This is a genomic window from Mycobacterium lentiflavum, assembly GCF_022374895.2.
Taxonomy (GTDB): Bacteria; Actinomycetota; Actinomycetes; order Mycobacteriales; family Mycobacteriaceae; genus Mycobacterium; species Mycobacterium lentiflavum.
The window spans coordinates 1,721,095-1,741,294 of sequence record NZ_CP092423.2 but is presented as its reverse complement, the minus strand read 5'-3'; the positions used below and the strand labels follow the sequence as shown (position 1 = coordinate 1,741,294).

Genomic DNA, 20,200 nt, shown 5'->3' with positions numbered 1-20,200 from the left:
GGTACGGACCAGTACTGCGCTGTTAATCGGGTGTGCTGTCGGCCGTCGGCCCGTCGGCCAGCAGGCGGCGAAAGCCGTCCTCGTCGAGGATCGGCACGCCCAGCTCGACCGCCTTGTCGTACTTCGACCCCGGCGAATCACCCGCCACGACGTAGGCGGTGTTCTTCGACACCGAACCCGCGGCCTTGCCGCCACGGGCCACGATCGCCTCCTTGGCCTCGTCGCGCGAGAACCCGTTCAGCGACCCGGTGACCACGATGCTCAGCCCGGCCAGCGTGCGCGGCGTGCTCGCGTCGCGCTCGTCGGCCATCCGCACGCCGGCCGCCCGCCACTTGTCGACGATCGCGCGGTGCCAGTCGACGGTGAACCATTCGGTGACCGCGGCGGCGATGGTCGGCCCGACGCCCTCGACCGCGGCCAGCTCCTCGGTCGACGCCGACGTGATCGCGTCGAGGCTGCCGAATTCGGTTGCCAGGGCACGCGCGGCGGTCGGGCCGACGTGCCGGATCGACAGCGCCACCAGCACTCGCCACAGCGGTTGCGCCTTGGCCTTGTCGAGGTTGGCCAGCAGCCGCTTACCGTTAGCCGACAGTGTGCCGGCCTTGGTGGTGAACAGTTCGGTGCGCAAAAGGTCGTCTTCGGTGAGGGTGAACAGGTCTCCCTCGTCGGTGATCACCTCGGCGGCCAGCAACGCGATAGCGGCCTCGTAGCCAAGCCCTTCGATGTCGAAGGCGCCGCGGCCGGCGACGTGAAATACTCTCTCCCGCAACTGCGCTGGGCAGGATCGGGAGTTGGGGCAGCGGATGTCGGCGTCGCCCTCCTTGGCCGGGGCCAGCTCGGTGCCGCATTCGGGACAGTGCGTGGGCATCACGAATTCGCGTTCGGTGCCGTCGCGCAGATCGGCGACCGGGCCGAGCACTTCGGGAATCACGTCGCCGGCCTTGCGGATCACCACGGTGTCGCCGATCAGCACGCCCTTGCGCTTGACCTCGGCGGCGTTGTGCAGGGTGGCCATTTCGACCGTCGAACCCGCGACCTTGACCGGCACCATGACCGCGAACGGTGTGACGCGTCCGGTCCGCCCGACGTTCACCCGGATATCGAGTAGCTTGGTTTGCACCTCTTGCGGCGGGTACTTGTACGCGATCGCCCAACGCGGCGCTCGCGAGGTCGACCCCAGCCTGCGCTGCAGTGCGAAGTCGTCGACTTTGACCACGACACCGTCGATTTCGTGATCGACGTCGTGGCGGTGCTCGCCCCAATAGGCGATCCGCTCCAGCGCACCGTCGACGTTGGGGACCCGGGCGGTGTGGCCGGAGACGGGCAGTCCCCAGGCGCCGAGTGCCAGGTAGGCGTCGTGCAGGCTGGCCGGCCGAAACCCCTCGGCGTGCCCGACGCCGTGGCAGATCATCCGCAGCTTGCGGCGAGCGGTGACCGCGGGATCCTTCTGGCGCAGCGATCCCGCGGCGCTGTTGCGCGGGTTGGCGAACGGGACCTTGCCGTCCTCGACCAGCGCGGCGTTGAGCGCCTCGAAGTCGGCGACCCGGAAGAACACCTCGCCGCGGACCTCGAGGACGTCGGGGATCGGATACTCGCCGCTGGCCGTCAGCCGTTCCGGGACATCCTCGATGGTGCGCGCGTTGTTCGTGACGTCCTCGCCGGTGCGGCCGTCACCGCGGGTGGCAGCGCGGACCAGCCGGCCACCGCGGTACACCAGAGCCAGCGCGACGCCGTCGATCTTGAGCTCGCACAGGAAGGGCACGTCTTGCGAACCGGGGAGGCCCACCTCGGCGTGGACGCGGGCGGCCCACCCGTCGAACTCCTCGGTGCTGAACACGTTGTCCAGCGACAGCATCCGTTCCAGGTGCTCGGCCGGGGTGAAGTCGGTGGCAAATCCCGCGCCGCCGACCAGCTGCGTCGGCGAATCGGGCGTGCGCAGCTCGGGATACTGCTCCTCGAGAGCGCCCAGCCGCTTGAGGAGGTCGTCGAAATCGGCGTCGGAGATGACCGGCGCATCGCGCACGTAGTAGCGGAACTGGTGCTCACGCACCTCGTCGGCCAGCTCACGCCATTGACGCCGAACCTCGGGCGGCACCGGGTCAGCTTCTGGCGAACTCACCTTGGCAGGCTATCGAAGGCGCCCGACACACCGGGCGCTCAGTCCTCGATGGCGTCAGGGTCCTGGGCGAACGCCTCGGCGGCCTTGCGGGCCAGCTCGATCGCGGTGCGGGCCCATTGCGGCGTCGCGTTGGCCAGACCACATGCCGGAGTGACGCCGATGCGCTCGCGCAGCGCCGAGCGGCCGAATCCGAGCCGATCGGTCACCGCGACGACGGCCGCGGCCACCTCTTCGGCAGCGGGCGGGCGGTCCGGAGCGGTAGCAGCGACCACCCCGAGCATCACCGCGCGACCCGATTCGACGAACGCCGCGATCCCGTCCAGGTCGGCGGTCCCCAGTGTTGCGGCGTCGACCGATATTGCGCTAATTGCGCTGCGCGCCAAGAGATCCCACGGTAGTCCGGCCGCGCAACTGTGCAGCACCACCTCGGCGCCTACCGTCTGCGCGCAGGTGTCGAGCAGGCCTTGAGCCACCGACTCGTCGAGCGCGGCAACCGGACTCAGCGCGGTGACGCCGCTCAGCTGCCCACCCAGCGCGGCGGGCAACGACGGCTCGTCGAGTTGCACGACTACCGGTGTGTCGAGGCGGCGCGACAACACGGCACGCTGGGCGGCGACGCCCTCGGCCAGCGACGCCGTCAGGTCGCGCACCGCGCCCGGGTCGGTGATTGCCCGGTGGCCGTTGGACAGTTCCAACCCGGCGGCCAGCGTGATCGGGCCCGGCGCCTGCACCTTGACCACCCGTCCGCCCCCGCGCAGGCCCGCTGTCTCCCAGGCTTCCTCGAGGGCATCCATGTCCTCATCGAGGAGACTGACGGCCCGGCGGGTCACCGCGCCGGGCCGGGCGGTGATGCGGTAACCGCGCGGCACGGTGTCGATCGCCACATCGATCAGCAGCGCGCCGGCTCGCCCTAGCAGGTCGGCGCCCACTCCCCTGGCGGGCAGCTCGACAAGGTGAGCCATCGCGGCCGCCAACTCACCGACGACGACCTCCGTCGACGGCCGTACCGCGGTGCCGGGCCATGAACCCACGCCGCTGGCCTGTGCGAAGGGAGAGGCGAAAATGCTCACCCGGCAACCGTATTCGACGTCGCATCACGGCCGGGTGGCCAGGGGTATGTTGCGGTCGGTCAGCACGGCTAGGCTCGACGGTTTAGAGGGGTGCAAAACGGTGTGGCGCAAGGCAAGATTCGCGTGGCCGCTGCTGATGTGTGGCGCGGTGGTGCTGACTGCGGCGTGCACTCGGGTGGTGGCCGGCACGGCACTGCCGGGGTTTACCGGCGGCGCCAAGGGCATCAACGGGGTCAATGTCGACACCATCCTGCTGGACCAGTCGCGGATGCAGGCGATCACCGGCGCCGGCGAGCACCTGTCGATCATTCCGTCGATGGACGGACGCACCCCGGTCGACATCGACACCCTCGCCGACACCACGCCGCGCGCCTGCCGGTTCCTGTTCGCCGAGACCGCGACGTTCGGTCCCGACATCGAAGAGTTCCACAAGACCACGTTCCAGGATCCGCCCGACGGCGCCCTGATCTCTGAGGGCGCCGCGGCCTATCGCGATGGCGCGACCGCGCAGCGCGCCTTCACCGCTTTGGTCTCGACCGTCACCGACTGCGCCAATGGCTCGGCCGGTCAGGTGTTCGTCGGCGACTGGAAAGCGGATGCCGCCTCGCTGCATCTGGGACCGGGGGGCTGCGGCCGCGACTACCGGGTGTTGTCGGTGGCGCTGCTAGAGGTCACCTTCTGCGGCTTCCCGCAGTCGGTGTCCGACATCGTGATGACGAACATAGTCGCCAACTTCCCGCGGTAAATTTCGCGACTCTGCTTGTGCGGCAACGCGCGTCACCAGTGTGCCGTGGTCTCCAATTCGAAGTCCGCGTGCCCGCACTGGATCCACATCGCGACATGCAGGGCGGTGACGGCCGCCGAGACCGCCAGCGCGGTGACCGCGAACGCGAAACCCTGCTCGCCGCGCTGCTTGACCTGCCGCATTCCGACGAGGGCGAGAATACCGCTCAGGATCGGGCTGGCGTACATGCCCATGATGCTGAGCACGAAAGCGGCAATGGCAAGGCCGTTGGTCCGCACATCTTGCTGTGCGACCTGGTTCTCGTTCATCGTCATTCATTCCTTCCCGCTCGGTAGTCAGCCGATTACGAGACGAATGTTCTCCGCAAGCTCTTGGAGAATCCTTGGAAGCCGCGGCGACGTCGCTGAGCTGCGGGAATCAGCGCGACGTGCCGGCGATGGTGGCGCTGCCGAGTACCTCGTCGCCGGCCGAGTCAGGGCGATACAGCACGACGGTCTGCCCGCAAGCCACCCCACGCAGCGGGACGCGCAACCGCACGCAAAGCTGCTCGCCGACCAGTTCGGCGACCGCACTCGCGGTTTCACCGTGGGCCCGCACCTGCACGACGCACTCGATGGGACCCTGCGGTTCGGCTCCGGCGGTGAATACCGGATCCCGTCCCGTCAGCGCATGCACCTCGAGGTCGGCGGCACTGCCCACATGCACCGTCGCGGTGTCGGCATCGATGGCCGTCACGTAGCGCGGCAGACCATCCGGCCCCGGACCGGCGATGCCCAAACCCTTGCGCTGACCGATCGTGAAACCGTGCACGCCATCGTGATTGGCCAGCACCGCACCGTCGGCACCCACCACGTTCCCCCGGCGAACGGCGATGCGCTCCCCCAGAAAAGCGCGAGTGTCCCCCGACGGGATGAAGCAGATGTCATGGCTGTCCGGCTTGTCGGCGACGGCCAGGCCACGACGAGCCGCCTCCGCGCGGATCTGCGGCTTGGGGGTGTCCCCGATCGGAAAAGCGGCGTGGCGCAACTGCTCTGCGGTCAGCACGGCCAGCACATAGGACTGATCCTTGTCGTGGTCGACGGCGCGGCGCAGCCGACCCTGCGACAGCCGGGCGTAGTGTCCGGTGACGACCGTGTCGAAACCCAATGCCAGGGCGCGCGCCGAAAGCGCCGCGAACTTGATGCGCTGGTTGCAGCGCACGCAGGGGTTGGGCGTCTCGCCGCGTGCGTACGACGAGACGAAATCGTCGATCACGTCTTCGGCGAACTTCTCCGCGAAATCCCAGACATAAAACGGGATTCCGAGGACGTCTGCCACACGGCGCGCATCGGAGGCGTCCTCCTTCGAGCAGCAGCCCCGCGAACCGGTGCGCAGCGTGCCGGGTGCCGACGACAGCGCCAGGTGCACGCCGACCACGTCGTGCCCGGCATCGACCATCCGAGCGGCGGCGACCGACGAATCGACGCCTCCGCTCATTGCGGCAAGAACTTTCACCCCGACGCCCCCGCAGCGGCCAGCGCCGCTCGCCTGGCCCGGTCCACCGCGGCCGGCAACACCCGCAGCACCTCGTCGACGTCGGCATCAACACTGGTGTGGCCCAACGACAGACGCAGCGATCCCCGCGCGGTGGCGGCGTCGGCGCCCATCGCGATCAGCACATGCGAAGCCTGCGGGACGCCGGCGGTGCACGCCGACCCGGTCGAACATTCGATTCCGTTGGCATCCAACAACATCAACAAAGCGTCGCCTTCACAGCCACGAAAAGTGAAGTGGGCGTTGCCCGGAAGCCGCGACTCGCGCGACCCGTTGAAACGGACGTCGTCGATCTCGTCGAGCACACCCACGACCAGACGATCACGCAGTGCGCGCAGCCGTGCGCTGTTGGCCTCCAGGCCGTCCACGGCGAGCCGCATCGCGGCGGCCATTCCGACGGCACCGGCGACATCCGGAGTGCCGGAACGGATGTCGCGCTCCTGGCCACCGCCGTGCAGCAGCGGCGAACAGGCCACGTCGCGGCGCAACAACAGCGCACCGACCGCCTGCGGGCCGCCGAACTTGTGCGCGGCGATGCTCATCGCCGACAGCCCGCTGGCGGCGAAGTCGACGGGGACCTGTCCGATCGCCTGTACCGCGTCGCTGTGCATCGGGACGCCGAATTCTGCTGCGACGGCGGCAAGTTCGGCCACGGGCATGATGGTGCCGACCTCGTTGTTGGCCCACATCACCGATACCAGCGCGACGTCGCCGACGTCAGCGTGGCTCTCCAACAGCTCCCGCAGCGCGGACGCCGAAACCGATCCGTCGGCGGCGGTGGGCAGCCAACTCACCTGGGCGCCCTCGTGCTCGACCAGCCAGTCGACCGAATCAAGCACCGCGTGGTGTTCGACCTGACTGCTGATGATGCGCACCCGGCGCGGGTCGGCGTCGCGGCGGGCGCGATAGATGCCCTTGACGGCCAGGTTGTCGCTTTCGGTGCCGCCCGCGGTGAAAATCACCTCGGACGGCCGCGCGCCCAGCTTGTCCGCGATCAGCTCGCGGGACTCCTCGATGCGGCGCCGGGCGGTACGGCCGCTGGTGTGCAGTGACGAGGCGTTTCCGACAGTGCCGAAGACGGCCGTCATCGCCTCGATGGCGGCGGGGTGCATCGGGGTGGTGGCAGCGTGATCGAGGTAGACCATGACGCGCCCCAGGATACCGGGCCGCCCGGTTCCCTTAAGCGGCCAGCATGTGGCGCTGACCTGGGCGCCGCGCCACTCCGACGCCCACCGCCGACTGGCAGCGGCGGGCCAGGGCGCGGCGATCGCTGCCCGGTAGCTGCAGCGATTCCACATGCACGTGCGCCAGGGTGCGGCGCTGGGTGATCATCCGGCCCATCGCCGCCACCAGGGTGTCGTCCCCGACGAAGGCCGGAGCAGTCGAAATCAGGCCGTCGACGTGGTGATATGTCAGCCGGAGGGGCTGGACCGGGCGACCGGCGTCGATCGCGGCCTGGAACATCGCCGGGTAGAACGAGCCGCAGGCCACCCCGCACCACGTGGTGCCCTCCGGAAAGGCCACCACCGTTTCGCCGTCACGCAGCCGGTCGGCGACCGTCTCCACCACCCCGGGCAGCCGCCGCAGGCTGGACCGTTCGATCGGAATGATCTTCAGTAGCCGCTGGGCGAGCTCGCCGAACATGTCGGCGCGGGCGACGTACCAGCCGGGCAGCACCGCACCGATGGAGAAGACGTCCAGCCAGGACATGTGCGGACCGACCACCAGGACCCCGCGCAGGTTGCGGATCGGGGCGCCCGACACGCTGATCCGGACCCCGAAAACGCGCAGCACCATCCGGCAGTAGAACTGTCGCACCCGCAGCTGCCCCGGCCACGGCACCAGCGCCAACGGCGCCCCCAGCAGCAGTAACAACACCAGCATCAGACGAAGCGCCACCCGCAGCACCACCACCCACCGCGACGACGCGGCGCCCACGCCCACACAGGTGCTGTCGCACGTCGCGCGCGGCAGCCAGGCGTGGTCGGTGATGACCGCGGGAGCGTTCATCGTGAGCCGCCCGCCATCTCGCTGCTCATCTGCGAGGCCGCCGATACCGACCGCAGTCTTCGCAGGTATCGGGTATCGGCCTGGCGTTTGTCCAGCAGCACGCAGAAGTCGCCCACACCGAAGTCCGGGTCCAACGCGGGTTCGCCGCAGGATTTCGCACCCAGCCGCAGGTAACCACGCATCAGCGCCGGGACCGAGGGGCGCGGCGGCGGCGCGATCTCGTCGAGGGTCTTGCCGTCCACGACCACCGACCGATGCGGGTACACCCGATACTCCGGCGGCGCCGCGTGGCGACTGCGGACGAAGTCGCGCACACCCCGAAGCTGGCTGCCGGGCGCATCTTCGTCTGACGCGCTGCCGATCGGCACCGACACACACCCGATCACGTAGTCGTAGCCATAGCGGTCCAGGTAGGCCAGGATCCCCGCCCACATCAACAGCACGACGCCACCGTTGCGGTGCCCGTCGCGGACCACGGCGCGGCCCATCTCCACCAGCGACGGCCGCAGCGGGTCGAGCGCGCCGAGATCGAATTCGGTCGCGGTGTACAGGCCGCCGGCCGCGATCGCACCCGCCGGCGCCAGCATGCGGTAACACCCCACCAGCTCGCCGGTGTCGTCGTCACGAACCAGCAGGTGATCACAGAACTCGTCGAAGCGGTCCACGTCCCGGTCCCCGGCACCCGATTCCGGCAACGCGAAACCGGGCGTACTGGTGAATACGTCGTACCGGAGCCGTTGCGCCGCCTCGACCAAACTGGGGTCGGTGGACAACAACAGCGAGTAACGCGGGCCAGACGAGCTGGTCGCGGCTCCGTCCGGCTTATCACTAGGGATCAGGACAGAAGCAATGCTCATGGGAAACAACGTGGCGTAATCGAGGAGCGAATCGGCATCGGCGCTATGACGTGTTGGTGCACGCAAGATGACGAAATGTGTTCCCACGGTGAAGTGTGTCGTACGTAACGCTGCCGCTCACCCGTACGTAATACCCACGAGATAGCGTCAACACAATCCGGCGCTAAGCGGATTGGGTCCGCGTATTCGTAAGAGCGGCAACGCAATAAACACCCGCACGTTAATCACTATTAACGTGCTCGCCAATTTAGAGCAAATCGGATGCCGCAGACCCGGGCGCACTGTTTGATGTAGGCGTGCTGCAGACCTCGAAGCTGAATATCCAAGCGCGCGCGCAACAAGATAGCCGGCTGGCCAGCCTGCGCTACTACGCCGCCTGCAACCGACTGCCGTTCTTCAGGAGCGTCGAATCCGCTCCCGGACCGACGTCCGTCATCGACGGACAAACCCGAATCATGTTCGGGTCGAACAATTCTCTGGGGCTGTGCGGCGATCGCCGGTTGGTCGAGGCGGCCAATCGGGCGACCGAACTGTACGGGCCGGCGTGTGGGGGTGCACCTCCACACTGCGGCACGCTGCGGGTCAAAGTCGAGCTCGAAGAATTGCTGGCCGACTGGTACGGCACCGAGGCGGCGCTGGTGTTCAACAGTGGCTACTTGGCCAATGTCGGTGCGATCACTGCCTTATTGGGCGCGGCCGATCTCGCGTTCCCCGACAGCGAGGCCCACATGTCGCTGCACGACGGCATCCGGCTCTCCGGGGCCAGTTCGCGGTATTTCGGGCACAACGACCTGGACTCGCTGGAACGCAACCTGATCCGCACCGCCGAGCGTGGCGGCACCAAGCTGATCGTGATCGACGGCCTCTACTCGATGCAGGGCGACGTGGCGCCGATGGAAAGCATTGTCGCGCTGGCCAACAAATACAACATCGCCCTCTACGTCGACGAAGCGCACAGCCTCGGCGTCTTCGGGCCCAACCGAACCGGGATCGCCGAGGAGTTCGGCTGCGCCAAGGACGTCGACGTGTTGATGGGCAGCATGTCGAAAGCGATCGCCTCCACCGGCGGCTTCATCGTCGGATCGCGCGACCTGATCGATGTGCTCAGATTGCGGTCCAACCAGCACATGTTCACCGCTACCGGGGCTCCTTCGGCGATGGCCGCGAGCATCGCCGGGATCGAGATCATTCGCGGCCTCGAGGGGGCCCAGCGTGCCGAAGCGGTCCTGGCCAACGCCCGCGCCCTGCGCGACGGGCTGGTGTCCCACGGCCTGCAGGTGCGGGCGGGAATCGTCCGTGCCGACGGCACACACGCAGTGGCCCCGCATGTTTCGGTGTGGATCGGTCCCGAGGCGCGCGCGATCGCGGCCTGGAACGACGCGTTCGACAACGGCGTCTTCTGCTCACTGGCGGTGGCACCCGCGGTCGGTGAGAACGATGCCCTGATGCGCTGCTGTGTGTGCGCCACCCACTCGCCGGCGCAGATCGACCGTGCCATCGATGTGATCGCCTCGGCCGTGCACAACGCCAATGACGATTGACGGCAGTATCTCGAATGTTATTGGCGCGCCGACATTTACGGATTCGTTCTGCAGTGAGGACAGCGCACGGCTATGAGTAGGTTTACTGACCGCATCGCGAAGGTGGCCGCGGATTCCACCTTGGGCCTTCGCTTCGGCACCGCCGGCAGTCTGCATTTCGCGAGCTGGCACGACATCTTTCAGTCGGCGGGCAAGGTCGCGGGCCGGCTGGCCGCCGAAGGAGTCACCCGCGGCAGCCGGGTGGGCGTGCTGGCCGCCCACGCCGAAGACGTCGCGCCGGTCGTCCAGGGCATCTGGAAGCTGGGCGCGGTGATGACGATGCTGCAGCAACCCACCTCGCAGGCCGACCTCAGCGAGTGGCACGAGGGCACCCTGCGCGCGCTGAGCCTGCTCGGCGCGCACTGCGTCCTGGTGGGACGGCCGTTCGTCGCCGTCGCCGACGCCCTACGCGGGTCGGGTTACCGCGTCATCGAGGTCCCCGACACCTGGACCGGGGCCGAGGCGGTCGAGGAACCGACAGACGAAGACGACGTCGCCATCTATCAACTCACCTCGGGATCGACCGGTGACCCCAAGGCCGTGGCGATCACTCACCGCAACCTCTACGCCGACATCGCCGCCATGGTGGCCGAGGTGCAGATCGATCCCGACGTCGACGTCACGATGAGCTGGCTTCCGCTCTCGCATGACATGGGCCTGATCGCCTACCTGCTGTCGCCGATGTTCGCGGGCAATGCGGCGGTCTACATTCCGCCGACCGAGTTCGTCAGGTCACCGCTGGCCTGGCTGCAAATCCTCACCGAGCAGCGGGCCACCGTCACCGCGGCGCCCAATTTCGCCTATTCGATCGTCAGCCGCAGGCTCAGGGCGGTCAGCGACGGCGCCTACGACCTGAGCGCGCTGCGCTGCGTGGTCTCCGGCGCCGAGCCCATCGACCCGCTCACGATGTACGAGTTCGCCCAGCAGGCCGCGCGCTTCGGGATGCGGGTTTCGGCGATCGGCGCGGCCTACGGTCTGGCGGAGGCGACGGTAGCGGTGTCGTTCTCCCGGGTGGATCGACCGCTGGCGGTCGAGAACGTGTGCGCCGACGAACTGGAAACCCACGGCCGCGCGGTCACCGGCTGCGTCTGTGGGGCGCCCAAGAAGGAGTTCGTCCTGCTGGGGCGGCCGATGTCCGGAGTTGAGGTCCGCATCGCCGATGAGGACCGGGGCACCCGGCCGGCGCGCCACCTGGGCGAGGTCGCCATCCGGGGCGACGCCGTGACGCGGCACTACCTCACGATGCACGGCGAGGTGGCCGCCGTCGACGCGTACGGCTGGTTCTACACCGGCGACCTCGGCTATCTCACCGACGACGGCGAGATCGTGGTGTGCGGGCGCCGCAAGAACGTCATCATCGTCGCCGGCCGCAACATCTTCCCCTCCGACATCGAGCGACTGGCCGCCTCGGTCGACGGCATCAGGCGCGGTGGGGTCGTGGCGTTCGGGGTCACGCTCGCCGATCAGCGCGAGGAGATCCGGATCGTCGCCGAAACCGTGCAGGAGAATCCGGGCGACAACACGCACGAGATCCGTCGTCAAATCGGCCGAAAGGTGCGCAGCGCAACGGGATTGAGCCCGACGGTGCTGCTGGTCGGCAAGGGCAAGGTGCCGAAGACCCCGTCGGGCAAGATCCGCCACGTCGCGGCCAAAGAAATGTTCGGAGAGGTCTTAGGAGAGGTTGAAGCACTGTGAGTAGCGTCAATGATTCCGTCGTGTCGATCGTCACCCGGCTGGCTCCGGACCGGATGGCTCCGGTGACCGGCGACTCGCATCTCGTCGACGACCTGGGCTACGACTCGGCCCGCAAAATGGAACTCGTCGCGACCCTGGAAAGCCACCTCAAGATGCGGCTCGAAGACCCCGAGACGCCGATCGACACGGTGCGCGAGGTCGTCGAATGGGTCAACGCCAACATCGCCGACCAGGCGGTAGCAGACTAGCCAAACATTAAGGGCGACAACGCAAAAGCCCCCAACGTGACGTGCACGCGGGGGCGTTTGCGTTAAGCGAAGATCAGCCCTTGCGGGCCTTGACCGCGTCGGTCAGCTGCGGGGCGACCTTGAACAGGTCGCCCACCACGCCGTAGTCGGCGATCTCGAAGATCGGCGCCTCTTCGTCCTTGTTGACCGCGACGATGGTCTTCGAGGTCTGCATGCCCGCCCGGTGCTGGATCGCGCCCGAGATGCCCAGCGCGATGTAGAGCTGAGGCGAGACCGTCTTACCGGTCTGGCCGACCTGGAACTGGCCCGGGTAGTAGCCGGAGTCGACGGCGGCGCGGGACGCACCGACGGCCGCGCCCAGCGAGTCCGCCAGCGCCTCAACCACATTGAAGTTCTCCGCGCTGCCGACGCCACGGCCACCGGAGACCACGATGGTGGCCTCGGTCAGTTCCGGGCGGTCACCGGCGACCGCGGGCTCACGCGCGGTGATCTTGGTGGCGTTCTCGGCGGGCGCGGGCACCTCGACGGTGACCTCTTCACCCGCACCGGCCTGCGGCTCGGCGTCGACCGCACCCGCGCGCACCGTGATGATCGGCGTGTCGCCGTTGGCCTGCGCCTCGACCGTGAACGCCCCACCGAAGATGGAGTAGATCGCCTTATTGCCTTCCTTGACCTCTACCACGTCGACCAGCAGTCCGGAACCGAGCCGGGCCGCGAGCCGGCCGGCGATTTCCTTGCCGTCGGCATTGGCGGAGAGCAAAACCGCTGCCGGAGAAGCGGATTCGACCAGCGACGCCAGCACATCGACGACGGGGGTGATCAGGTACTTGTCGACGTCGTCGGACTCGGCGACGTAGATCTTGGCGGCACCGGCTTCCTTCAGTGCGTCGGCCAGCGGCGCGGCCGTGCCCGGCGCACCGACCACGACGGCGGACGGCTCGCCCAAAGCACGGGCGGCAGTGATCAATTCGGCGGTGACTTTCTTCACCGCACCTTCGGCGTGCTCGACGAGCACCAATACTTCAGCCATGGGTTATATCGCTCTTCTCGTGGATGGGGTTTGTGCTCGTCTTAGATGATCTTCTGGCCGACCAGGTACTTGGCGATCTCATTGCCGCCTTCACCCTCGTCGGTGACCTTCTCACCCGCGGTCTTCGGGGGTTTCGGTGTCGACGACAGCACGGTCGACCCGGCATTGGCCAGACCGACCTCGTCAGGCTCTACGCCGATCTCGGCCAGGGTCAGCACCGTGACCTCTTTCTTCTTGGCGGCCATGATGCCCTTGAACGACGGGAAGCGCGGCTCGTTGATCTTCTCGGTGACGCTGACGACCGCGGGCAGGGTCGCTTCCAAGGTGAAGACACCCTCGTCGGTCTCGCGCTCGCCGGTGACCTTGTCGCCCTCGATGGACAGCTTGCGCAGGTGGGTCAGCTGCGGCAGACCCAGGTATTCGGCGATGACGGCCGGGACCGCACCGCCGGTGCCGTCGGTGGCCTCGTTGCCGGCGATGACCAGCTCGGTGCCCTCGATGGTGCCCAGGGCACGCGCCAGCGCCCATCCGGTCTGGATCACGTCCGAGCCGTGCAGGCCGTCGTCCTTGAGGTGGACCGCCTTGTCGGCGCCCATCGACAGGGCCTTGCGGATGGCCTCGGTGGCGCGCTCCGGTCCGGCGGTCAACACGGTCACCGACCCCTCGCCGCCTTCGCGCTCACGGATTTGCAGGGCCTCTTCGACGGCGCGCTCGTTGATCTCGTCCAGCACCGCGTCGGCGGCCTCCCGATCCAGCGTGAAATCGCCGTCGGTCAGCTTGCGCTCCGACCAGGTGTCTGGGACCTGCTTGATCAGGACCACGATGTTCGTCATGAGTGTGGTTCGTCCTCCTCGAAGGAGTCTCGCAGCAGTCGGCTACAAGACTTTCAGTACGCGTTTTGCAGCGCACGGTCGTGTTACTACTCGGTAACTTTGTGCGGCCTGCCTTCACACCATAGCGGGTCATACTGCAGGTTCTTGCAGGCCCGCCTCCCCCCGCGACCGGGGCCCACCCGCTGAGCGGTTCGCGAATCCGACACTTCGCGTTAGCCTCCCTATGCAATGAGCACATTCGTCCCCGACGTTCCCCACCGCAGCCCCGACGGCACGTCACCGGCGGTCTCCCGGGCAGTCCCAGCGGTGTTGACGCTGACGGGCGAGCGCACGATCCCCGACCTGGACATCGAGAACTACTGGTTCCGCCGCCACCAAGTGGTGTACCAGCGACTGGCAACCCACTGTGTGGGCCGTGATGTGCTCGAGGCCGGATGTGGCGAAGGTTACGGCGCCGATTTGATCGCCGCGGACGCCCGGCGGGTGGTCGCGGTGGATTACGACGCGGCGGCGGTGGCCCATGTCCGCAGCCGCTACCCGAGAGTGGAAGTCATGCGGGCCAACCTGGCCGAGCTGCCGCTGCCGGACGCCTCGATGGACGTCGTGGTGAACTTCCAGGTCATCGAGCACCTGTGGGATCAGACCCAATTCGTCAAGGAATGCGCGCGGGTACTGCGTCCTTCGGGGCTGCTGATGATGTCCACGCCCAACCGCATCACCTTCTCTCCTGGCCGCGACACCCCGATCAACCCGTTTCACACCCGGGAATTGAACGCCGACGAGCTGACCGAGCTGCTGGTGGGCGCCGGTTTCACCGACGTCGCCGTCAGTGGCCTGTTCCACGGCCCGCGCCTGCGTGAAATGGATGCCCGCCACGGCGGTTCGATCATCGACGCGCAGATCGCACTGGCGGTGGCCGGCGACGAGGCAGTGCCGTGGCCGCCGCAGCTGGCCGCGGACGTCGCCGCGGTCACGACCGACGACTTCGACCTGATCGCGGCCGGCGATCGCGACACGCATCCTATTGAGGACAGCCTGGATCTGATCGCGATCGCGGTGCGGCCGTGAGCAATTCCGCGACCCCGGTACCCGGCATGTTCACGCTGGTGTTGCACACCCATCTGCCGTGGCTGGCCCACCACGGCCGCTGGCCGGTCGGTGAGGAATGGCTCTACCAGTCGTGGGCGGCCGCTTACCTGCCGCTGATCAAGGTGCTGCGCGCGCTGGCGGACGAGGATCGGCACCGGTTGATCACCCTTGGCGTCACCCCGGTCGTCAATGCCCAACTGGACGACCCCTACTGCCTCGACGGCATGCACCACTGGCTGGCGAACTGGCGGCTGCGGGCGGCCGAGGCCGCCAGCGTGCGGTCGATCCCCAAGTCGAAGTCGGCCGGCTACCAATCCTGCACGCCGGAAGCGTTGCGGGAGTTCGGGATTCGCGAATGCGCCGAGGCGGACCAGTCGCTCGAGGACTTCGCCACGCTGTGGCAGCACGGTGGCAGCCCGCTGCTGCGCAGCCTGATCGATGCCGGGACCGTGGAGTTGCTCGGCGGCCCGCTGGCGCACCCCTTCCAGCCGTTGCTCGCCCCGCGGTTGCGGGAATTCGCGCTGCGCGAGGGCCTGGCCGACGCGCAGCTGCGGCTGGCGCATCGCCCCGGCGGCATCTGGGCGCCCGAGTGCGCCTACGCCCCGGGGCTGGAGCACGACTACGCCGGCGCGGGGATCACCCATTTCATGGTCGACGGTCCCGCACTGCACGGTGACACCGCGCTGGGACGCCCCGTCGGCGACACGAATGTCGTGGCGTTCGGGCGCGACCTGCAGGTCAGCTACCGGGTGTGGTCGCCGAAATCCGGCTACCCCGGACATGCCGCGTACCGCGACTTCCACACCTACGACCACCTGACCGGGCTCAAGCCGGCACGGGTCACCGGGCGCAACGTGTCCTCGGACGCCAAGGCGCCGTACGACCCCGAGCGCGCCGACCGCGCGGTCGACGTCCATGTCGCCGACTTCGTCGACGTCGTGCGCAACCGGCTGGCGAGCGAGTCCGAGCGCATCGGGCGCCCGGCTCACGTCATCGCCGCCTTCGACACCGAGCTGTTCGGCCACTGGTGGTACGAGGGCCCGACGTGGCTGGCCCGGGTGCTGCGGGCGTTGCCCGCCGCCGGCGTGCGGATCGGCACGCTCAGCGACGCGCTGGACGGCGGATTCGTCGGCGAGTCGGTGGCGCTGCCGCCCAGTTCGTGGGGCTCGGGCAAGGACTGGCAGGTGTGGGCCGGCGAGCAGGTGGCCGACCTGGTCCAGCTCAACACCGAGGTCGTCGACACCGCGCTGAGCACCGTGGACAAGGCGCTGTCACACGCCACGTCCTCCCTGAACGGCTCGCCGCCGCGCGATCGCGTCGCCGACCAGATCCTGCGCGAGACGCTGCTGACCGTGTCCAGCGACTGGCCGTTCATGGTCAGCAAGGACTCCGCCGCCGACTACGCCCGCTACCGCGCACACCTGCACGCGCACGCCACCCGCGAGATCGCCGGGGCGCTGGCCTCGGGCCGCCGCGACACCGCACAGCGGCTGGCCGACGGGTGGAACCGCGCCGACGGTCTGTTCGGCGCGCTGGATGCCCGAAGGCTGCCCCGATGAAAATCCTGATGGTGTCGTGGGAGTACCCGCCAGTCGTGATCGGCGGGCTGGGGCGCCACGTGCATCACCTGTCGACCGCGCTGGCCGCCGCCGGCCACGACGTGGTGGTGCTGTCTCGCCGTCCCACCGGCACCGACCCCAGCACCCACCCGTCGTCAGACGAGATCAGCGAGGGCGTGCGGGTGATCGCCGCCGCCCACGATCCGCACGAATTCACGTTCGGCACAGACATGATGGCCTGGACCCTGGCGATGGGGCACGCGATGATTCGCGCCGGACTCACGCTTAAGAAACCGGGCGTTGAGCGACTGTGGCGTCCCGACGTCGTGCACGCCCACGATTGGCTGGTTGCCCATCCCGCCATCACACTAGCCCAATACTACGACGTACCAATGGTTTCCACGATCCACGCGACCGAGGCCGGCAGACATTCGGGCTGGGTCTCCGGACCGATCAGCCGTCAGGTGCACGCGGTCGAATCGTGGCTGGTGCGTGAATCTGATTCGCTGATCACATGTTCGGCGTCGATGAGCGACGAGATCACCGAACTGTTCGGTCCAGGCCTGGCCGAAACCACCGTGATCCGCAACGGAATCGACGCGGCCCGTTGGCCGTTCGCGCCGCGGCGCCCCCGCGGCGGGCCCGCCGAACTCCTCTACGTCGGGCGGCTGGAGTACGAGAAGGGGGTGCACGACCTGATCGCCGCGCTGCCGCGGATCAGGCGCACCAACCCGGGCACCACCCTGACCATCGCCGGCGACGGAACCCAGCAGGACTGGCTCGTCGAGCAGGCCCGTAAACACCGGGTAATCAAGGCAACTCGCTTCGTCGGGCACCTGCATCACGACGAACTGTTGGCGGCGCTGCACCGGGCCGACGCCGCGGTGTTCCCCAGCCACTACGAACCGTTCGGGCTCGTCGCCTTGGAGGCAGCCGCGGCCGGCGCTCCGCTGGTGACGTCCAACATCGGCGGCCTCGGCGAAGCGGTGATCAACGGGCAGACCGGGGTGTCGTGCCCGCCGCGCGACGTGGCCGGACTGGCCGCGGCGGTGCGCACCGTGCTCGACGATCCTGACGCTGCGCAGCTGCGCGCCCGCGCCGCCCGCGAGCGGCTCACCTCGGACTTCGATTGGCGCACGGTCGCCGGGCAGACCGCGCAGGTGTATGTGGCGGCCAAGCGCGGGGAGCGTCAGCAGTTGCCAAGGCTGCCGATCACCGAGCACGCGCTGCCCGACCGCTGAGCCTCACGCGTTGTCGATGCCGACCGAATAGGCGCAATAGCGCCACAGGCGTTCCCGCTCACGCTCGCCGTGTCTGGTCAACGGCAAGTAATGCTCCGGGCGTTGCCGCCGGTCATGCCAGAAGCCCCCGCTGGGCGGCGCCGGTTCGGTGGCGGCCAGCCAGATCGCGGTGTCGGCGCCCTGTTCAGGCGTGCGCAGCAGCGGGCCGGTGAGGGCCCGGAAACCGGGAAGCGACGTGGCCACCCCGGGAGTATCGGCCCATCCGGGATGCATGGCGTAGACATGGATGCCGTCGTCGGCCCAGTGGCGGCACAGGATCGGCGTCAACGCCACCTGCATGCGTTTGGTCCGCGCGTACGCGGTGACCCCGCTGTACGGCTCGTCGACGTACTCAGGGTCGTCGGTGGGCAGCGACTGCGTGTACATCCCGCCCGAGGACATGAAGATCACCCGCGGGTTCTCGGCGCCGCGCAGGACGGGAAGCAAGCACTCGGTCAACAGCACCGGCCCCAGTACGTGGGTGGCCAGGGTCACCTCATGCCGATCGGCGGTCTCGGCCCGCTCCGGGGGCAACACCCCGGCATTGTGGATCAGCACATCCAATTCCCACACCCGGGCGGACAGGTCGGCCGCGAAGGCGCGCACCGCGGAGAGGTCGGCGACGTCGCACACCTCCACCTGCACGTCGGCCTCGGGATCGGCGTCGACGATCTCTTTGCGCGCCGCTTCGCCGCTCGCCTCGTCGCGCACCGTCAACAGCACGCTCGCGCCCAACTCCGCCAGACCTTTCGCAATGGCCTTGCCGATGCCCCGGTTCGCACCGGTGACGAGCGCCGTTTTTCCCTTCAGCGCGTGCGGCTGCGGGTCGTCGGGCCATCCCCAGCTGCGCAGTTGATAGCCGACGCGGGTATAGCCTGCGACGATCGACCGGTCCAGAGCGGTGTCCAGCAGGGACCGCAGGCGGGTGTTGATACTCATGCGCCTGTAGGTACCCACCACGGCGCGAGGCATGCTCTCGTCGTCATGGGGTACATATCGAACGATGGGACTGGAATTTAGGAGCGTGGTCGATGCGCCGCGCGACGACGTGTTCGCCTGGTATGCACGCCCGGGTGCTTTCGAGCGGCTGTCGCCGCCATGGTCGCCGATGCGGCTGGTCTCGGAAGCCTCGTCGCTACGAGACGGGCGGGCCGAACTCGCCCTGCCGGGCGGGCTGCGGTGGGTGGCCGAGCACCGGGCCGAGGGCTACGACCCGCCGCGCCGCTTCGTCGACACCATCGGCAGCGACGGGCTGGCGTCGCTGCCGGCCCGCATCGCGGTGCGGTGGCGACACATCCACGAATTCGAGGACCTCGGCGACAACCGGACCGTGGTGATCGACCGCGTCCAGACACCTGTGCCCGGCGCGGCCTTGCGCCCGATGTTCATCTATCGGCATCGCCAGTTGGCCGACGATTTGGCCGCCCACCAGCTGGCCGCCCGGAACGGCCTGACCGCCCTGACCGTGGCGGTCACCGGGTCGTCGGGACTCGTCGGTTCTGCGCTGTCGGCGTTCTTGCGAACCGGCGGGCATCGCGTCGTCCAACTCGTCCGCCACAGCGCGCGCGGCAGCGACGAACGACAATGGAATCCCGACGACCCGGATCCGGATCTGCTGGCCGGCGTTGACGCCGTCATCCACCTGGCGGGCGCATCGATCGCTGGCCGGTTCACCGAAGGGCACCGCAAAGCGGTGCGCGACAGCCGGATCGGCCCGACCCGTCAGCTGGCCGAATTGGCGGCGCGCACCAAGACCGGCATCCTGATCTCGGCCTCGGCGATCGGCTACTACGGATACGACCGCGGCGACGAAGAACTCACCGAGGCAAGCGATCGTGGCGACGGCTTCCTGGCCGACGTCGTCGCCGACTGGGAGGACGCGACCGCGCCGGCCGCGCAGTCCGGAGTGCGGGTGGTGCAGGTGCGCACCGGGATCGTGCAATCCCCGCGCGGCGGCACCCTGAAATTGATGCGACCGCTGTTCGCCGCCGGGCTGGGTGGCCGGCTCGGCAATGGCCGACAGTGGTTGTCCTGGATAGGGATCGACGACCTGATCGACATCTATCACCGGGCGCTGTGGGACACGACGATGTCCGGTCCGGTGAATGCCGTTGCCCCGCAACCGGTTCGCAACACCGAATACACCCGAACGCTGGCCCACGTACTGCGCCGACCCGCGGTGCTTCCCGTTCCGCCGGTGGGGCCGCGGCTGTTACTCGGCGAACAGGGCGCGCGCGAACTGGCCTGTGCGAGTCAGCGCGTGGCACCGCAGCGGCTCGTCGAAGCGGGGCACCGGTTCCGCCAGCCCGACCTGGACGCGGCTCTTCGTCACCTGCTCGGACGTAACCGTTGAGTTCGGGCGCGCCTGCCGATTGTTAGCCGGCGCTGTCGCCATCCATCACGGCCGGTGAGCTGGTCGGATCCTGCCGTGCGCACCACTACGGGCGGCCGTCAGCCGATACCGCTGGCGCATCGCTCGATCATTCAGTAAATTAATGTTTCAATAATTTAACTGAGCTACACGTTGACCTGAGCGAACTGCGGAAGCACGT

At 68.3% G+C, this 20,200-nt stretch carries 18 protein-coding genes; 8 read left to right on the top strand and 10 right to left on the bottom strand.

What is annotated here, in order from left to right:
- Positions 1-22: 22 nt before the first annotated feature.
- Positions 23-2,119, bottom strand: coding sequence for an NAD-dependent DNA ligase LigA (ligA, locus tag MJO58_RS08465; RefSeq protein WP_090601084.1), 2,097 nt, complete (start codon positions 2,117-2,119; stop codon positions 23-25).
- 38 nt (positions 2,120-2,157) lie between these two features.
- Positions 2,158-3,189 (bottom strand): uroporphyrinogen decarboxylase/cobalamine-independent methonine synthase family protein, encoded by a 1,032-nt coding sequence (locus MJO58_RS08460; RefSeq protein WP_239722575.1) that lies wholly within the window; start codon positions 3,187-3,189, stop codon positions 2,158-2,160.
- 136 nt (positions 3,190-3,325) lie between these two features.
- On the opposite strand from MJO58_RS08460, the gene MJO58_RS08455 reads away from it, so the two are divergent.
- Positions 3,326-3,934, top strand: a complete 609-nt coding sequence (locus MJO58_RS08455; RefSeq protein WP_239723197.1) for a sensor domain-containing protein — start codon at positions 3,326-3,328, stop codon at positions 3,932-3,934.
- Positions 3,935-3,966: 32 nt separating this feature from the next.
- On the opposite strand, the gene MJO58_RS08450 is transcribed toward MJO58_RS08455, so the two are convergent.
- The 5 genes from MJO58_RS08450 to MJO58_RS08430 all read right to left on the bottom strand — a co-directional run bounded on the left by MJO58_RS08450 (position 3,967) and on the right by MJO58_RS08430 (position 8,334).
- Positions 3,967-4,242, bottom strand: a complete 276-nt coding sequence (locus tag MJO58_RS08450; RefSeq protein ID WP_139043238.1) for a DUF4190 domain-containing protein — start codon at positions 4,240-4,242, stop codon at positions 3,967-3,969.
- 109 nt (positions 4,243-4,351) lie between these two features.
- On the bottom strand, positions 4,352-5,428 hold the full coding sequence (mnmA, locus tag MJO58_RS08445; protein ID WP_239722574.1) for a tRNA 2-thiouridine(34) synthase MnmA: 1,077 nt from the start codon (positions 5,426-5,428) through the stop codon (positions 4,352-4,354).
- Positions 5,425-6,612: a cysteine desulfurase family protein gene (locus MJO58_RS08440; protein ID WP_239722573.1), complete on the bottom strand. Its 1,188-nt coding sequence runs from the start codon at positions 6,610-6,612 to the stop codon at positions 5,425-5,427. The genes mnmA and MJO58_RS08440 overlap by 4 nt, the downstream gene beginning before the upstream one ends.
- Positions 6,613-6,646: 34 nt before the next feature.
- Entirely contained in the window at positions 6,647-7,477 is an 831-nt protein-coding gene (locus tag MJO58_RS08435) for a lysophospholipid acyltransferase family protein (RefSeq protein ID WP_239722572.1), read from the bottom strand.
- Complete coding sequence (locus tag MJO58_RS08430; RefSeq protein WP_090601078.1) at positions 7,474-8,334, bottom strand: GNAT family N-acetyltransferase; 861 nt, start codon at positions 8,332-8,334, stop codon at positions 7,474-7,476. The genes MJO58_RS08435 and MJO58_RS08430 overlap by 4 nt, the downstream gene beginning before the upstream one ends.
- A 296-nt stretch (positions 8,335-8,630) precedes the next feature.
- Between MJO58_RS08430 and MJO58_RS08425 the strand changes: the two genes are divergently transcribed.
- The 3 genes from MJO58_RS08425 to MJO58_RS08415 all read left to right on the top strand — a co-directional run bounded on the left by MJO58_RS08425 (position 8,631) and on the right by MJO58_RS08415 (position 11,857).
- A complete protein-coding gene (locus MJO58_RS08425) occupies positions 8,631-9,875 on the top strand; it encodes an aminotransferase class I/II-fold pyridoxal phosphate-dependent enzyme (RefSeq protein ID WP_239722571.1) in 1,245 nt (414 codons plus the stop codon).
- Between the two features lie 72 nt (positions 9,876-9,947).
- Entirely contained in the window at positions 9,948-11,609 is a 1,662-nt protein-coding gene (locus tag MJO58_RS08420; RefSeq protein ID WP_239722570.1) for a fatty acyl-AMP ligase, read from the top strand.
- Positions 11,606-11,857 carry an acyl carrier protein gene (locus tag MJO58_RS08415; protein WP_090601075.1) on the top strand — a complete coding sequence of 84 codons (252 nt, stop codon included), beginning with the start codon at positions 11,606-11,608 and terminating at the stop codon, positions 11,855-11,857. Before MJO58_RS08420 ends, MJO58_RS08415 begins: the two co-directional genes overlap by 4 nt.
- Before the next feature lie 73 nt (positions 11,858-11,930).
- On the opposite strand, the gene MJO58_RS08410 is transcribed toward MJO58_RS08415, so the two are convergent.
- Both MJO58_RS08410 and MJO58_RS08405 read right to left on the bottom strand, forming a co-directional pair.
- Positions 11,931-12,887: an electron transfer flavoprotein subunit alpha/FixB family protein gene (locus MJO58_RS08410; RefSeq protein WP_090601074.1), complete on the bottom strand. Its 957-nt coding sequence runs from the start codon at positions 12,885-12,887 to the stop codon at positions 11,931-11,933.
- A 41-nt stretch (positions 12,888-12,928) separates the two neighbouring features.
- Positions 12,929-13,720: an electron transfer flavoprotein subunit beta/FixA family protein gene (locus tag MJO58_RS08405; protein WP_090601073.1), complete on the bottom strand. Its 792-nt coding sequence runs from the start codon at positions 13,718-13,720 to the stop codon at positions 12,929-12,931.
- Positions 13,721-13,948: 228 nt separating this feature from the next.
- Between MJO58_RS08405 and MJO58_RS08400 the strand changes: the two genes are divergently transcribed.
- From MJO58_RS08400 to MJO58_RS08390, 3 genes are read left to right on the top strand one after another with little or no spacing between them, the layout of a single operon-like run.
- Positions 13,949-14,788 (top strand): class I SAM-dependent methyltransferase, encoded by an 840-nt coding sequence (locus MJO58_RS08400; RefSeq protein ID WP_239722569.1) that lies wholly within the window; start codon positions 13,949-13,951, stop codon positions 14,786-14,788.
- Positions 14,785-16,368: a 1,4-alpha-glucan branching protein domain-containing protein gene (locus tag MJO58_RS08395; RefSeq protein ID WP_090601071.1), complete on the top strand. Its 1,584-nt coding sequence runs from the start codon at positions 14,785-14,787 to the stop codon at positions 16,366-16,368. Before MJO58_RS08400 ends, MJO58_RS08395 begins: the two co-directional genes overlap by 4 nt.
- Positions 16,365-17,609, top strand: coding sequence for a glycosyltransferase family 4 protein (locus tag MJO58_RS08390; RefSeq protein ID WP_239722568.1), 1,245 nt, complete (start codon positions 16,365-16,367; stop codon positions 17,607-17,609). The genes MJO58_RS08395 and MJO58_RS08390 overlap by 4 nt, the downstream gene beginning before the upstream one ends.
- Positions 17,610-17,612: 3 nt before the next feature.
- Here MJO58_RS08390 and MJO58_RS08385 read toward each other — a convergent pair whose 3' ends face one another.
- Positions 17,613-18,587, bottom strand: coding sequence for an SDR family NAD(P)-dependent oxidoreductase (locus tag MJO58_RS08385; protein WP_090608639.1), 975 nt, complete (start codon positions 18,585-18,587; stop codon positions 17,613-17,615).
- 64 nt (positions 18,588-18,651) lie between these two features.
- Here MJO58_RS08385 and MJO58_RS08380 point away from each other — a divergent pair, with 64 nt between their 5' ends.
- Positions 18,652-20,001 carry a TIGR01777 family oxidoreductase gene (locus MJO58_RS08380; RefSeq protein WP_239722567.1) on the top strand — a complete coding sequence of 450 codons (1,350 nt, stop codon included), beginning with the start codon at positions 18,652-18,654 and terminating at the stop codon, positions 19,999-20,001.
- Positions 20,002-20,200 lie beyond the last annotated feature (199 nt).